Origin of the sequence: Paenibacillus sp. FSL H8-0548 (assembly GCF_038630985.1) — a bacterium.
GTDB lineage: Bacteria > Bacillota > Bacilli > Paenibacillales > Paenibacillaceae > Pristimantibacillus.
Window position 1 is genome coordinate 3,698,619 of the sequence record NZ_CP152049.1, and the last position, 15,693, is coordinate 3,714,311.

Genomic DNA, 15,693 nt, shown 5'->3' on the forward strand with positions numbered 1-15,693 from the left:
ATAAGGAGCAACGTTTGATATGGAATCACATTTGGTATTACACCAACAATCAGAATCAACGGTTTTTTTACTATACACAGCAGGTATTATTTTATTATTAGCTGTTATTAGCTATTGGTATGCCTCCAAATGGAAAAAGGAAAATACAAGCCAGTTGAAAAAAGAAGAAAAGGCAGCATTGAAGCAAAAAACGAAAAAAGCCCGTGCAGCTGGACATGTATTATTAAGCTTAGCTGTCCTCGTTGTTATCGTTCATTTTGCCAAAGATTTGGGTCAGAGCTACGATGTGAATTCTTTAAATCTTAAAGCAGAGCTAGATGTAACTGAAGATGCGTATTATGGAGCGGAGCATTCAGATGATCCTGTTTCCTATGCGATGAAAATCCCAACCTCTGGAACACATAGTCCTCATGATTTGAAGTTTGGTTTTTATACCGAAAAGCCTGCTACAGAGATGCTTGTTCATAATTTAGAGCATGGCGATATCATTATTTATTATAGAGCGGATGCCAAACCGGAAATCATTGATCAGCTTAAATTTTTTGTCAACTTCAGAAAAGCGGGAGCGGGCATATTAGCGGTTCCTAATGAAGATATTCCTGCGGACAAGGAAGTTGTCGTTAATGCGTGGACTAAAACGATGGCGCTTGATGAATATGACGAGGAGAAAGTTGCCACCTTTATCTATACGTATATTAATGAAGGGCCGGAGAAAATACCTGCACAATTCCGTCGTGGCGGTGGAACGATGTAAAGCTGCAAGAGATATTATAACTAAATAATTGAACAAGGAGAGCGTTGCCCAGATGTGGCAGCGCTTTTTTGTATACGAATAGAACTAAGGGGAAAATAAAATCATTATAAAAAAATATTGACATCAACTACAACTTTCGTATACATTTGTATACAAGAGTATGATGTATACAAATGTATACGAAATTAAAAGGAGGAAAAAAAGATGCGCGAAGAACATGGACACAGAGGAAGACACGCTCATAGAGATCATCCAGAACATAGGGAGCATAGACATTTTAATAAGGATGGGCTGAAGGAGGATCAGCATAAAATCGCTCAAACGTTTCGCCGAGGGAGGGCTATCGCATTTTTGGATAAGCTTAATGTTAATCGTTCCACTTTGCAGCGGCAGTTAAGCGACCCTCAGTTTGAATCGATTAAACAAGTCATAAGTGGTGAACTAAAAGCTACGGAAGCGATCATCGAAGAATTTATCCAAATGTTTCAGCTGCATGAGATCATTTCAAACGATACGGAGGAAGGGAACAATAGGACTTGAAGCCAAATGGAATTTTAAAACCATATTTCAAAGAGACCTGGCGCATTTATTTGTCGTCGATTACGCTTCATGCAGCTGCCAGCATCGTATTTGCTTTCTTCCCTAAGGTGCTCGGCGATTTCACGGATCGACTTAAGAGCGGCGACTTGATGACACAGGATGTTATGCATTATAGCCTATTGCTTTTGGTCATTGGTGTGGGCTATGTGTTCATCGGGGGATATGGTCAATATCTGATCATGTATGTTGGTCGTTTGTTTGAAAATATCACCCGTCGCAGACTGTTTTCGCACTTATCGGGTCTGAGTGAGTACTATTATTCCAAGAACGGTACGGGCAAGCTGTTAAGCTACTTTATGAATGATGTAACTGGCGTAAGAGAATCGATCTCCATGGGTATCAATCAATTAGCGATGGGAGCTATGCTATTATTTTCTTGTATAGGTGCCATGCTCCTAAGCGATATTCCACTCTACCTAATCGCAGCGACTATGGGACCTTTACTTTTCATCCCCTGGTTCGTAACACGCTTAGGTCCAGCCATTCGTAAACGATCGTTGCACGTGCAGGAGGCGCTCGGGGCGATGACCGAAACAGCAGAGGAACAATTCGGCGGAATTCGGGTCACCAAGAAATTTGCAGTCGAGCCGATCATGATCAAGCGGTTCGGAGCCTCTGTCGACCTGATTCGAAACAATCAGCTATCACTTGTAAGAATTTCCTCGTTGTTTCAAGCAATCGTACCGTTCCTTGGATCAATGTCCATGATTATTGCTTTGGTGCTCGGCGGTTACCTGACTGTTACTGGAAGGATTACGCTCGGTAATTTCGTCGCATTAACGCTATATATCCGTATGCTGATGAACCCGTTGCAGCAAATTGGGAATGTTATTAATACTGTGCAGCGCTCACGCGCATCGTTGCAGCGACTAAACGAATTGGTTGCCATTCAACCGGATATTACCGAAGCGAAGGATGCGGTTTCCGTTGAGTTAGCTCAATCTGCAGTACATATTCAAGGGCTGACCTTTTCATATCCAGAGGCTTCTCAGCCCGCTTTGCAGCAGATTGATCTAGTTATTAAGCCAGGCATGACGCTAGGCATCGTTGGACGTACAGGAAGCGGGAAGTCAACGCTTGTTAAGCTGCTGCTGCGAACGTATGAACCTCCGAATAATTCCATTCAGATCGGTAGGAGAGACATTCGCCAGATTAAGCTTGATAGTCTGCGCAGCCAGATTGCTTATGTGCCTCAGGATGGCTTCCTATTTAGCACGACAATTAGCGAGAATATCGCTTTTGCCAAACGAGATGCCGAACAGGACGAGATTGAAGCAGCTGCTAAACATGCGCGAATCTACAGCAATATTATGGAGTTTCCTGATCGCTTCGAGACGAAGCTTGGTGAGCGCGGGGTAACGTTGTCCGGTGGACAACGACAACGAACGAGCTTGGCACGCGGCCTCATCAAGCAGTCACCCTTCATGATCCTCGACGATAGCGTTAGTGCTGTGGATGCAATCACAGAGACTGAAATTCTTCAGATGATCCAGGAAGAACGCCGAGGTAAAACAACGATTATTATTGCTAACCGAATAAGTGCATTGAAGGACGCTGACCTTATCATCGTTATGGAGAAAGGGCAAATTGTACAGCGAGGTAAACATGAGGAACTGCTTGCTGAACAAGGGCAGTACGCCACGCTCCACGCGATCCAAGAGGAGGGAAGCCAACATGCCTCATCCTAATAATAATCAGAATATAGAGCAGAAGGCGGACGTTAGCAAGCAGCCGAAACCAAAATACGAGTATCGATCTGCATTTCGAATTCTGAGCTCCTATATCGCACCACATCGAATAACCTTTGCTTTAGTATTTATTTGCACGATAATCGCGATTGCTTCGGAGCTATTTCAACCCTATTTGGTAAAAATCGTTATCGATGATCATTTGATGGCAGACAACAACAATTTCGGTAGTATCCTTATTATAGGCATGGTCTATTTTGGGCTATCCGTATCTGGTTTTTTGTTTACTTATTTGCAAAATAATTTGCTGCAGTCTGCAGGACAAAGCATCGTGTCTAAGATAAGGAAGCAGTTGTTCGAGCATATTACTAAGCTTTCTATGTCTTTTTTCGACAAGACTCCCAGTGGAAGCCTAATTACACATGTTTCAAGCGATACCGAGGCTGTGAACCAATTTTTCAACCAAGTGCTGCTCACCTTGCTGCGTGACGGCCTTACGTTAATTTTTATCCTTATATTGATGTTTCAGCTTGATGCAACGCTTGGCATGTATTGCCTTGTATTGCTTCCGATTATAGCCATTATTGCAGTCTCATTCCGTTCCTATATGCGCAAAACATACCAAATGGCACGTACACGCTTATCACGACTTATTTCGTTCACAGCTGAAAATCTATCAGGTATGAACCTGATTCAAGTATTCCAACAGCAGAGAGCGCAAGCGGAGCGCTTCGAGGAACGGAATGACGCGTATTTCAAGGCTAATATTCGTGAGATACGTACAATGGTTATATTTAATCGCTCTTTCGATCTTTTGAGCAACTTAGCTATTGCTTACGTGACATGGATCGGAGGCAAGGCGGTCCTCGGCCAGACGCTTGAATTCGGGGTTCTCTATGCGTTCATTACGTATATCCGCCAATTTTTCCAGCCGATCAATGCGATTACCCAACAATGGAACACGCTGCAATCAGCTACTGTCGCTGTGAATCGAATCTGGGGTGTGTTCGATATTCAGCCTGATATTATAGAACGTCAGAAGCCGATTCACATTGATTTGGAATCCGTACAAGGGCGTATAGATTTTAATCATATAACGTTTAGCTATGAAAGCGGATCGCCGATCTTTCGTGGACTTGACCTTCACATCCGTTCAGGCGAGATGATCGGTATCGTCGGTACGACTGGTGCTGGTAAAAGCTCGCTCATGAGCCTGCTATGCCGGTTCTATGATGTGGAGGAAGGCAGTATTCAAATTGATGATCATGATATTCGTGATATGCAGCAGGCAGAGCTTCACCGGATTGTTGGTCTGGTCCAGCAAGAGCCCTATTTGTACGCGGGTAGTATTATTGACAATGTACGGATGTTTGATGAAACGATCTCCCGTGAAGAAGTTATTCGAGCTTGCGAATTCGTAGGGGCGGATTCAATGATAAAACAAATGAATGACAGCTACGATACGAAGTTGTCTGAGCGGGGAAGTGGATTATCGGCAGGTGAGCGACAGCTGCTGTCCTTTGCACGCATCATCGTATTCCGTCCAAAGATCCTTATTCTGGATGAAGCGACTGCGAATTTGGATTCTCTGACGGAGCAGTTGATCCAGCAGGCATTGAATGTCGTATCCGAAGGCCGAACAACGATCGTTATTGCGCATCGCTTATCAACCATTATGCAAGCCGACCGGATTATCGTACTGCGTCATGGAGAAATGGTCGAATCGGGAACACATCATGAGCTGTTAGAACTGCAAGGCTTTTACGAGGAGCTATATCGTTATTCTCAAGGAAAAACGAAATTACAAGGTGTTCAGTCTACTCCTAAAGTTCAATTCGAAGTTAGGTAATGGAATATGTATGAAGTAAATGCTATCAAAGAAGGCTTGAAAAATTAAGAATATGATTTTAATTTCATTGCAGAGCAAATGTAGAGAATGCCCATAGTGCATTCTCTACATTTGTTATATTAACATTCTTAGGCGAGATGAAATTACATATAGGTGTAAAAAAATGGGAAGTGAAGTTATAATTATGGTAATATAAGGAGTCGCTTGAAAAGTGGTAATTGTTCCAAATTATTAGTAATAGCACATATAAATTTCATTATTAAGGGGGTGGAATATATGCCCCTAATTATATTAATTGTTTACGGACTTTTCCTTTTACTTGGATTATATACAGTTTATTTAATAATAAAGCTTTTGATTAGAGCGATAGCAGTACTCGATATATATTTAGATGAAAAGAGAAATAGAAGATTTTAGATCGATCAAACTATAGTGTTAACGGGCAGATTTGTTCAACAATTCGCGAGCAAGGTTGAAGGAGATAAGTGGATAAATATAGAATATTTTCAAAAAGTAAAATGTTGTGAGGTGATTGTTTATGCAAGTAGATAAGATTACTTTATCTTCAGTTTGGGGCATGGATATTACTTGTAAACATGTAAAAAACAATAACAGCTCTGTTGTAGTATTTTTCCCTGGACAAAATTATTCATGTGAATTGCCTCTTTTATACTATACAAGCAAATCGGCATATGATGCGGGACATGATCTATTATTGCTTGAGTATGGCTACCAATCTGCAAGAAAAACATTTGAAGAATCAAAAGTTGATAACCTGATTCAAGAATGCTACAAAACAATAAACCAGATAATTAATAACTATGAAAATGTCGTTTTTGTCAGCAAGAGTCTTGGAACTTACATAGCTGGAAAAACAGCTGAATTATTTACAACAAGATCGGTAAGACATCTATTCTTAACACCTATCCGATCAGCAATCCCTTTAATTGAAAAACATGGTGGATTAGTTGTATGCGGCACAAAAGATCAAGTTTTTCATGAGAATGACATTGAACAAATCGAAGGCTTTTCAAATACAGTTGTGCTTAGAATAAAAGATGCCAATCACGCATTAGAAGTTGATGATTTGTGTCAATCTTTAGAGATATTGAAAACCTTGGTGGAGGATTCTAATCGTTTCTTCAGGTTATAAATCAGACATTACATGGTGAGTCAGATAACGCTTATTCTAAATATCGGGATTAAATAATTTGTATGGAGCGGATTTTGCCTATTTCCACGAACTTATCAGTTAAGAGGAGCTGCGCCACTGAGAGGGTGATAGACCGATATACTTTTTAAATATCGTGGCAAAATGCTGGCTAGTCTTATATCCCAGATCCATCGCAACGGATGTAACGCTGACCTCTTGTTGACGTAACATCTGACAGGCAATATCTATCCGCAGCCGATCAATATAATTAGCAGGCGACTGCCCATGCATATCATGGAACAATCGGTAGAAATGGGATTCACTTACACCAATCTGATCAGCGAGCTCTTTATTACTCCATCTCGTTTCTGGCGCTGCTTGGATGTCTTTGGTCAATTTAATCATGGCCTCTTGCAAATCAAATGGGATTTGACGTTTAGAGGACGGGTTCAGTATTTGTAGAATAATATCGAGTACGTAATGACGTACACGGCAGGATGCCAGTGGCTCGTCATGCTCAATAACATTTCTTAGTTTGATAAAAGGTTCACGGACACGACTATCCACGAATACGATTCTTGGCAGCTGTTGCAGTTGGTGATGTATCTCGATACGGTCTTCATCTTCTAAATTTAGCCAGCCGGGATGCTCGAAGGGATCTGCTATAATCATCCACCAGATGCTACTGGGTTCGATGAAATTAAAACTTGCACGATGCCATTCACCAGGACGGGTGTAGAAGAACTGTCCAGTGTGGGTAGGAAATAAGTGGCCATCCACCTCCCAAGTAACCTTCCCACTTTCCACGAATACAAATTCGTACGAACGTTCATGCTGATGAACGATTAAAGGTGAAGCCTCTTGAAAGCGGTCATAGCCGAGCATTATTAATTCTGAGACATGGGATAGCTGTGTTGACTCCGGAAATTCATACACCCAACGCGCTGTTTCAGTCTTTATTTTCGCCATAGTCATCGTCCTCATCGTTTCTAATGATCTTTTATGTTTCCAATCCTATTTGATAGGTTTTGGAAAGTCAAGGCTCATCTTGTGGTCTACAATAAATCTAGTAAGCCAAATAGACCAAGAAAAGATGAGGTGTCCATTATGGGAGTTATTCCTTATAAAATTACAACAGCGGATAAAGAGAGGTTTGATCAAGACGGTTATTGGATCAGTCCGAAATTGCTGGATGACCAGACAATCGAGCGTCTTCGCGGCGCACATGAGCGTATTTGGAAGAGTGATTATGATGGAACAGGTATGCCTCTTAATGGCTTCAAACTATCTGGCGATTCATTTGCTCTTCGCAAATTCGATAATGGCTGGTGGATTAACGATGAGGTACGTAGTGTCGTCACCGATCCAAATTTAGGTGAAATGGCATCGAATCTGCTGAACGAGGACGAGATTCGCCTATGGCATGATCAAGTAATCTACAAACCAGGTACTTCAGGCCAAGAAACAAGAGCAGGGAATGTTGGCTGGCATCAGGATTACGCCTATTGGCGAGCAAGCAGTACAACTAATATGGTAACCGTTTGGATTGCGCTGCAGGATACAGACCTGAATAATGGAGGCATGATGACAATCCTGGGTTCACACAAGTGGGGCACTATTGAGGGGAGTGATGCCTTCTTTGAACAGGATATGATGAAGCTGAAGCAGCGTTTTGCAACTCGAGATTGGGTAGAGGAGCCATGTATTTTAAAAGCTGGCCAAGCGAGCTTCCACCACTCGCTTACATTCCATGGCTCAGCAACGAATTTCACAGATCAGCCTCGGTTATCTGTTGTCGCTCATCTAATGCCTGGAGATACATACTACAAAGAAGGCAGAGCTCGGCATGATAATGTTCGATTGCTCGGACCACGTCCGGAATTCGGACAGAAGTTTGATAATGAATTCTTCCCGTTACTGTATTCTAAATAGACAGTGAGATGGCCGAATATAGTATAGACCACAAAGTGAACCCGCATGTCCAGTCATTTTGGACACGCGGGTTCATTGCATATTTTCTATTATCGGGTCAGTCTTATTCTTAAATGATTGGATGTTGGGAGACGGAAGTTAAATCAATTAAAGAACTTGATAAAGCACTAAACAGTAATGGAAATAGTAAGAAAAATCATTGAATAAATAACTGCCTAAGCAAGGCAGTTATTTATTTTCTTATAGACTAATGAATGGCGTAAAAAGTGAGGGTTGTTATTTACATATGCACAAAATACTATATAAAGTCTAATCTTAACTTTATCATGAGAAACCAATATATATAAGCATTTTGATAAAATGTGTCACATTAAAATAATGATTGTTATAATAAGAGCATGATTTTATCTTGAACAAACGAAAATGTCATTTCATTTATTTGAAATGGAAAAAGAATAAACTTCTGTAAGTACAACGAACTAAATTATTAATAACAAAATACTTCAGTGGTTGAAAACTTGAAGCCTATCAAGTAAACATGTAAGAGTGTTAATTCTAGAACACAGTATTCAAAAATGATTGAAAGAAGCAGTTATGACATAATTAATTGCAGCAAAAGCTTCATAACTCATTAACTGATTAATAAGTCAAAATCAGCAACTAAACTAATGAATGCCTGTACTATTGCACAAAACTCGTATTTTGTACATATGTCAATCAATCGATTGAAGCCCTTGCTACCACTGATAATTAGCTCCTTTAGGAATTTCATTTACCATTTCTGCATTTAAAGCTGTTGGCTTCAAATCATCACTTAGACGATTCCAAACTTTTATACGTTTATCCATGGGACAATATACCGAGTCAATACCTAGCCGACTTTAAATGTACTTAAGATGTATTGCAGCGTTTTCCCACCAACAGGATCGATAGCACCTGCCCATTTCACTTTACGCATTGAAACTTTATCAGCATCGACGATTTCGTTACGATGAATAATTTGTTTTGCTCCTAATCCCTTCAGATATTCATCCTCATTTGAGTTAGTTGAACGAATGATTGTCAAGACTTGGGTGACAATCATTCGTACTTACCCAATACTTCCGAAATCAGTTCTCGGGATCATGTACTTTAGTCCACCCATCCGTGTTATCAATAGTTCTAAAACTTCCGTTTATGATACGGAAGACCCTCGCCTTCTTCGCAATACTGTTTAAGACTGTACAAAAAAATAGCCCAGTTATAATTACATACGCGAAAAAATGTGGTTACTTCCTCCCAATTCATCTGACGAAAAATGATTGAAGTCTTCCCGGTTTTTTCCTCTATATCAAAAGAAATTGTCGTACCTATCCATTCTGGATCTGAATCAACACACTGCCACAAAATCTTTTTATCGGTAACAAGCTCATCAACTCGCATCTACGTTAAGCCTTTGCCCCCGATTTGCTAACCGCTTTAGCGCCCATCTGATCGTCGGTATGGACATTCGACGGGTGGGATTTGTTTTCGTCACAAACAGGACTTCACAGAAATCTTTGCGACTCTTTAAGTGCTTTTTCAACCATACCTTGTATTCAGTGATAAAGTAAACTTCAAGTCGCATAAATGATCTGAAATAATTAATCCGTTTAATTGAGAATTGTTATCACTTGTTGTATACTAGATAATAATGATAACTATAATTGAGTAAGGAGAATGTATAATGCAAATATATTGGACTAAAATAAATAAAATTATTGAAGAAACTCCTGAGGTTAGAACGTACCTGCTCGACTGTCCGGAAGGCTTCACATGGGAAGAAGGTTCCCACACCCACTTCGCACTGGAAGGTTTTAATACTGAAGATAAACCAAACCGCAGCCTGATTCGCCATATGTCAATCTCCACATTACCGCGTGAAAATTCCATCGGTATTACAACACGCATCAGAGAACAGTGCTCTGAGTTTAAAGCGATTTTAAGAAATCTTGAAATCGGCAATGAAGTTGCAATATTTAAAATTCATTCAAATGTACCGCTTAAAAGAGAAGACAAAAATGTTTACCTACTGTCCTCTGGTGTCGGACTGGCAACCTTCAGACCACTTGTACTTGAGTATTTCGAACGTTCTGAAAACGTCAATCAACTTCATTCCTTAAACATCGATTCATCAAAGAATTTCTTATTCACTGATATTTTTGAATCCGCACCTAATAAGAAGTTCACATCACAGTTCGTCGATAACCGTAAAGACTATTATGAAGAAGTGAAAAATCTTGCTGGAGACAAGGATGGACTCTTCTATGTTGTCGGCAGCGACGAATTCCTCGTGCATAACATTGAAGTGCTGCGTGAACAGGGCATCAAGCCGGAACAGATTGTGCTCGACAAGCATGAAGAACAACGCTCTAAGTTTTTATCATTGCCAATTTAAGTGAAATAAAATATTTTCTTGGTAAATATTAAAATGACCCCGTTTTGATCAATTCTTTTTTCAAAACGAGGTCATTTTATTTAACGTAAAATATGGGTTTGAGAGGGGTTTTTCGCGAGGTAACCCAGTTTGGGTGACGTGTTCGACCCTCCCCTTCGGTACAGCTGCTGCTGCTCTAAATTACAGTGAGTTTCTCACTCGTTCACTTCAATGACAATGCTGTCAACAAGTCTGCCACCAACCATAGGAAGCAGCCTCCATACACCCGCTATCGGCAAAGACATCGAACTCGGTATGCTCCGATCCGCATCGTTCAATGAGCCTCCTAAGTTTGAGCCGGAGAACACTTCGATCATATGATCGTCCCCCTTCTTAACTGCCTTCACGGTAAATTCACCGTTCAAGTCCCTGTTGTTGTCCCATAAATGCCACATGTATTTATTGATTTTACCCGCGATAAATCCTGGGTCAATGAATCCTACATTTTGATCCTTACCTCTTAACATATAGCTTGCTGACTTAAACTCGGAACTAAGCTCCCAGAGAGGATCTTTTACAGATAAAATCACATCCCCATAATAATGACCGTCCAATTCTACCTCAAATCTCCACAATCCGCCTAATGGAAGGGCGAAGTTAGCAGTAAAACGCTCTAAGCTCTTGTATCCGCTGCTCGGCTCGGTTATTTTCACGGTTGGAACAGCGACCACTTGCTGCCCCGTATTGATATGAATTGCACGGATAAATAGCTCTTTTCCTTGGTAAATGGTGAACGGCTCTGAGAAGTTAAAGACATAGCCTGTAGGACTTCCAGCCTGCAGGTCTGGTTCAGGAAAGACCTGTAATAGTAGCTCTCCTCTATCATAATAGGCATTTCGCTCATCGATAGGTTCAGTCATTTTTTCATTATCTACGATAAAGAGATACAAAAAAATGGAGCTTAAAGCTGCTGCAGCGAGTAGGATGATAGCAATTCTTAGTTTACCCTTGTTTTTTATTTTCGTTTTTTGCCGGATTTTCGACTTTATTGTTTCTGAAAAATGTGGTTGATCAAATGGCGAATCCTTCAAGAGTTCAGCCCATTGTGGTTTTACCTTATTCGTCATGAGGTTCACACTCCCTCTCTTTTACTATCCAACAGCACTGACATTTTTTTCTTCGCTCGGTGTAAACGCGACTTCACCGTGCCTTCCGAGATTTGAAGCGTCGCAGCGATTTGGTCAACTGAAAGCTCGAAATGGTAATTTAAAATGATCACCTCTCTGAACTTCAAGGGCAGCTTCAGCACCTGCTCCCAAATTGCTCTGGATGAAATATGGTCTAAAACTACCTGTTCAGCCGATGGCGACTGGCCGCTAAAATGCAACATTGTATCTATTAATGTAACTTTCCGAATAAAGGCGCTTTTCAAGTAATTGAGAGCTTTATTGCGCGTAATACTCAGAATCCAAGTCTTGATCGAAGATTCTCCGCGAAATGTATAAAGTCGGTTATACACAATTAAAAAAACGTCCTGAGATATATCATCCGCTGCATCGGCGCGGCGGGTCAGGAAGAAGGCGAAATTCCAGACATCCTGGCCATATGTGGTCATGAGATCCTCCAGTACAAGATCACGATTGAAACCTGGAGCTAAATATTTTATATATTGCTTCTCCACATCAATTCACCTCTATTAATAAGACCAATTAACACAGGAAAAGTTCCCCAAATTTGAATTTAATTCATCGGCAGCTTTTAACTTGTGTTCCAAGGAGAAATTATTGCTTTGAATATCATATCTGAGTTGAGTGAGGATTCAATTTGCTACACATGCTTTAAGTAAGACCAGTAATCGGAACATATTCTTGATCTTATTCGGCAAACGGCACATATTCTTGACATTACAGATTGACAAGAATGTGTACCGATAAAACAAAAAAACCGCAATATACGCGGTAATTAATCGGCTCATATTCTTGTCATCCAACATATATATTATATGTTGTCGATCTCTCGATCATTGGATTAGCCATCTTCTTATTACATATGTACGAATATAATTTCTAAGTTTGCCTACTGTTAAACTGGAGTTAGTTGAACGAATGATTGTCAAGACTTGGGTGACAATCATTCGTACTTACCCAATACTTCCGAAATCAGTTCTCGGGATCATGTACTTTAGTCTACCCATCTGTGTTATCAATGGTTCTAAAATTTCCGTTTATGATATGGAAGACCCTCGCCTTCTTCGCAATACTGTTTAAGACTGTACAAAAAAATAGCCCAGTTATAATTACATATGCGATAAAATGTGGTCACTTCCTCCCAATTCATCTGACGAAAAATGATTGAAGTCTTCCCGGTTTTTTCCTCTATATCAAAAGAAATTGTCGTACCTATCCATTCTGGATCTGAATCAACACACTGCCACAAAATCTTTTTATCGGTAACAAGCTCATTAACTCGCATCTTCGTTAAGCCTTTGCCCCCGAATCGGAACTCATTTATACAACCGACCTGATCATTGACTATTAGTTCATTTGTCCATATTTCTGAAAGTCCTTTTGCAGTGGTTAATGCTTCATATACCGTTGAAGCTGGAACATTCACGGTCTGTAAGTGCTCAATATTTGCCATATTGCTCATTCCCCTTCTTTAAAAGGATTTAATTTATGTAATTATTTGTATACGAATATTATACCATAGCACGGTTGATGTGATTTCTTTTCGATTGCTCATTTTTGAAATAACACATTAGGGAAGGTTGTTTAACTATCTTTCCCGTTAGCTCAACGAGACTGCCGTTTCATTCCGGCAGCTTCGTCCTGGTAGGTATTAAGCTATAGTACCCCATTAATTTAATAACTGTGTTAATGGAATTTTAGGTTTTTTGATTGTATGTAATAAACACGTTCAATCTCAGATTCATAATATCCAATGTTGAATTGAGCTGTATCTATAAGGTCAGAAAAGACATTTGGAAGCTTACAATCCCATTTAAGAAAATCAAAGTGCGCTGGAAAATCGTCCGAATTAGGGTTTGGTGTGTGTATGTAGACTGCATCGGATCCCGTATCCTCATCATGAATACATACCACCTTCAACGCAGCTTTCATCCGTGAGAGAATAAGGAAACTTAATCATTGGAGGCTGCCTCATGACCAAGAAAGAACAACGTTTACTAGACTGGCAGGCACTAGATTCGTCATGCTAACACTGCCTGGTTCACTTCGCGTTTACCTTGCCTGCGGATCAACCGATCTGCGTAAGTCTATCGATGGCTTAGCCGCTATTGTGCAAGAAGGCTTCGGGCTTGATCCTTTCTCGACATGCCTTTTTGTGTTCTGCAATCGTGAACGCAATAAGCTCAAGCTCCTATACTGGGAGCATAATGGTTTCTGGTTGTTTTATCGTTGGCTGCTGGATGGCCTTTCACTCCATCAACGACAAGCGCATCCTAAAGTAACCGCAGAAACCGTCATTTAGCACGATCTGTTTTCATCATTTTGCCTTACTTTTAAGCGGGATTAAACCGTATCTCATCGAAATCATTATCTATGGAAAATAGAGCGGAAATACAAACACCTACAATTGAAAATAACAAAGTGAAAGTTGAACAACTGGAACAGCAAGTTGCGGAATTGACAGCCAAACTCCATTGGTATGAGGAACAATTCCGTCTTGCGCAGCAGAAACGCTTCGGTGCTTCGAGTGAGAAGACACATCCCGATCAATTAGAGATGAACTTATTCAACGAAGCCGAAGTGCTGGCGAGGTCTACCTCTGAAGAACCGGATATGGAAACGGTCATCTACAGCCGCAAGAAATCCGCTGGCACTCATGAAGCCAAGTGGGATGGATTTCCTATAAAATCATCACGTATACATTGCTCGAAGAAGAGCAAATATGCACCTGCTGTGGCGGTCACTGCATGAAATGAGTACATGATTAGTGGCATATTTCATTTTTTAATGAAATAAAAAGGAGATTCAGCCGTTGCTCAACTTATATAGATAGCAATAAAATCATTCTCTTTCTTTTTGCAAATGATGATTACAGTCTTTATTGGCCTTATCTAAAATAGACTGTATGGAGTGATTTTTTAAAAATTGGTGTAAGGCACTTTCAGCATTATCCATGACCTCTTTAATTCTACAAACACCTTGATTCTTTTCTTTATCTATTAATTGGCCATTGCTTTCATCTGTCAATGATGTATGTTGTCTAGAATCTGATTTAGAACAATTATACATTTGTTGTCTACCCTCAGTAGACAAAATAACTTCTAAGAATGTGATATGACTAGCTGAACGTGATAGTTCATATCCGCCTTTCACACCAGGGACAGCTCTTACAATCCCATCTTTCCGTAACTTAGTCATAATTTTTGATAAATAACTCTCTGATACGTCTAGCATATTGGATAATTCTTTAATACCTATTTTGTATTCGTGCTCTGAATTAGCCAAATGAACTAAGGCATGTAGTGCATAATCAGTATTTTTCGCAAATTGCATCCTTCCAACCCCATTTATTATATTATTTCATGTTTAAAACTATCCATAATTTCTATAGTTCAATACCGTTTTATTCATTTTTTTGTGCAACAATTATATAAACAGATTGATTAGCCACTTTAGTTTGAGGATAAAAAATATCGACGATATCAAAGCCAGCATTAAGAACTTCTTCTTTCATATTTTTTGAAGATACTCTCGGACCAGTTGATAACTCTGACTTCTCTAATTCAATACAAAGAAACACTCCTTTATTTTTTAAGACCCTATATATTTCGCCTAATGCAAGCGGAAGTGGTTTAACTTCGTGAATTGATATTGAAGCAATAGCTTTGTCAACTTTTTCGTTACCTAGTTGTATATCTTTGAAATCTGATACAAGAGTTTTAATATTGTTAATTCCATTTTCCACAGCTTTTGTTTCCAAGTACTTTAAAATATCTGCATCATAATCAAGTGCTATTACTTCATCTACATACTTAGAAATTGGAAGACTTATATAGCCACTTCCTGCTCCAAGATCTAATAATTTATCTTCTTTATTAAGGGATACGAACCGAAATAGCTCATCGGCAGGGAATCGCTGTATATTCTCCAAATTATTTATTTTTCTAATTAATTTTTGATTCATTTCAATGCTCCTTCTTATTATAGACATTTTGACTCTGTATTAACTATAATTAAAATATTATTATTTGTAAACATTTTTGTTTCAATGGATATTAAGATTGCTTATTTTTTAAAAGCTTATTGGAATATTTAATTTAAACTATCATGTTATTTCATTAACGGAGGCGTTAGA

16 protein-coding genes are annotated in these 15,693 nt (G+C 39.6%); 9 read left to right on the forward strand and 7 right to left on the reverse strand.

Annotated elements, in window-relative coordinates:
- Positions 1 to 19: 19 nt before the first annotated feature.
- The 5 genes from MHI37_RS15700 to MHI37_RS15720 all read left to right on the forward strand — a co-directional run bounded on the left by MHI37_RS15700 (position 20) and on the right by MHI37_RS15720 (position 6,044).
- Positions 20 to 754: a DUF3105 domain-containing protein gene (locus MHI37_RS15700; protein ID WP_076339752.1), complete on the forward strand. Its 735-nt coding sequence runs from the start codon at positions 20 to 22 to the stop codon at positions 752 to 754.
- Positions 755 to 958: 204 nt separating this feature from the next.
- Positions 959 to 1,294 (forward strand): hypothetical protein, encoded by a 336-nt coding sequence (locus MHI37_RS15705; RefSeq protein WP_076339753.1) that lies wholly within the window; start codon positions 959 to 961, stop codon positions 1,292 to 1,294.
- A complete protein-coding gene (locus MHI37_RS15710) occupies positions 1,291 to 3,042 on the forward strand; it encodes an ABC transporter ATP-binding protein (RefSeq protein ID WP_076339754.1) in 1,752 nt (583 codons plus the stop codon). The genes MHI37_RS15705 and MHI37_RS15710 overlap by 4 nt, the downstream gene beginning before the upstream one ends.
- Entirely contained in the window at positions 3,029 to 4,891 is a 1,863-nt protein-coding gene (locus tag MHI37_RS15715; RefSeq protein ID WP_076339755.1) for an ABC transporter ATP-binding protein, read from the forward strand. The genes MHI37_RS15710 and MHI37_RS15715 overlap by 14 nt, the downstream gene beginning before the upstream one ends.
- 538 nt (positions 4,892 to 5,429) lie before the next feature.
- Entirely contained in the window at positions 5,430 to 6,044 is a 615-nt protein-coding gene (locus MHI37_RS15720; protein WP_076339756.1) for a hypothetical protein, read from the forward strand.
- A 99-nt stretch (positions 6,045 to 6,143) separates the two neighbouring features.
- Here the strand turns inward: MHI37_RS15720 and MHI37_RS15725 are convergent, their stop codons facing one another.
- Complete coding sequence (locus MHI37_RS15725) at positions 6,144 to 7,013, reverse strand: helix-turn-helix domain-containing protein (RefSeq protein WP_076339757.1); 870 nt, start codon at positions 7,011 to 7,013, stop codon at positions 6,144 to 6,146.
- 138 nt (positions 7,014 to 7,151) lie between these two features.
- Here MHI37_RS15725 and MHI37_RS15730 point away from each other — a divergent pair, with 138 nt between their 5' ends.
- Entirely contained in the window at positions 7,152 to 7,976 is an 825-nt protein-coding gene (locus MHI37_RS15730) for a phytanoyl-CoA dioxygenase family protein (protein ID WP_076339758.1), read from the forward strand.
- Positions 7,977 to 8,847: 871 nt separating this feature from the next.
- Here the strand turns inward: MHI37_RS15730 and MHI37_RS15735 are convergent.
- The gene (locus tag MHI37_RS15735) at positions 8,848 to 9,060 is read right to left on the reverse strand and encodes a hypothetical protein (protein ID WP_076339759.1); all 213 of its coding nucleotides are present in this window, start codon (positions 9,058 to 9,060) and stop codon (positions 8,848 to 8,850) included.
- 621 nt (positions 9,061 to 9,681) lie between these two features.
- Here MHI37_RS15735 and MHI37_RS15740 point away from each other — a divergent pair.
- Entirely contained in the window at positions 9,682 to 10,392 is a 711-nt protein-coding gene (locus MHI37_RS15740; protein ID WP_076334827.1) for a dihydropteridine reductase, read from the forward strand.
- Positions 10,393 to 10,586: 194 nt separating this feature from the next.
- Here the strand turns inward: MHI37_RS15740 and MHI37_RS15745 are convergent, their stop codons facing one another.
- The 3 genes from MHI37_RS15745 to MHI37_RS15755 all read right to left on the reverse strand — a co-directional run bounded on the left by MHI37_RS15745 (position 10,587) and on the right by MHI37_RS15755 (position 13,011).
- Positions 10,587 to 11,498 (reverse strand): hypothetical protein, encoded by a 912-nt coding sequence (locus tag MHI37_RS15745; protein WP_076334826.1) that lies wholly within the window; start codon positions 11,496 to 11,498, stop codon positions 10,587 to 10,589.
- Positions 11,499 to 11,503: 5 nt separating this feature from the next.
- Positions 11,504 to 12,052, reverse strand: coding sequence for a sigma-70 family RNA polymerase sigma factor (locus MHI37_RS15750; protein ID WP_256709582.1), 549 nt, complete (start codon positions 12,050 to 12,052; stop codon positions 11,504 to 11,506).
- A 530-nt stretch (positions 12,053 to 12,582) separates the two neighbouring features.
- The gene (locus MHI37_RS15755) at positions 12,583 to 13,011 is read right to left on the reverse strand and encodes an SRPBCC domain-containing protein (protein ID WP_076334824.1); all 429 of its coding nucleotides are present in this window, start codon (positions 13,009 to 13,011) and stop codon (positions 12,583 to 12,585) included.
- Between the two features lie 570 nt (positions 13,012 to 13,581).
- Here MHI37_RS15755 and tnpB point away from each other — a divergent pair.
- Both tnpB and MHI37_RS15765 read left to right on the forward strand, forming a co-directional pair.
- The gene (gene tnpB, locus MHI37_RS15760) at positions 13,582 to 13,860 is read left to right on the forward strand and encodes an IS66 family insertion sequence element accessory protein TnpB (RefSeq protein ID WP_076334823.1); all 279 of its coding nucleotides are present in this window, start codon (positions 13,582 to 13,584) and stop codon (positions 13,858 to 13,860) included.
- Positions 13,861 to 13,931: 71 nt separating this feature from the next.
- Positions 13,932 to 14,309 carry a hypothetical protein gene (locus MHI37_RS15765; protein ID WP_076334822.1) on the forward strand — a complete coding sequence of 126 codons (378 nt, stop codon included), beginning with the start codon at positions 13,932 to 13,934 and terminating at the stop codon, positions 14,307 to 14,309.
- Positions 14,310 to 14,399: 90 nt separating this feature from the next.
- Here the strand turns inward: MHI37_RS15765 and MHI37_RS15770 are convergent, their stop codons facing one another.
- The gene (locus MHI37_RS15770; protein WP_076334821.1) at positions 14,400 to 14,891 is read right to left on the reverse strand and encodes an Rrf2 family transcriptional regulator; all 492 of its coding nucleotides are present in this window, start codon (positions 14,889 to 14,891) and stop codon (positions 14,400 to 14,402) included.
- Positions 14,892 to 14,961: 70 nt separating this feature from the next.
- Complete coding sequence (locus MHI37_RS15775) at positions 14,962 to 15,522, reverse strand: class I SAM-dependent methyltransferase (RefSeq protein WP_076334820.1); 561 nt, start codon at positions 15,520 to 15,522, stop codon at positions 14,962 to 14,964.
- Between the last annotated feature and the right edge of the window lie 171 nt (positions 15,523 to 15,693).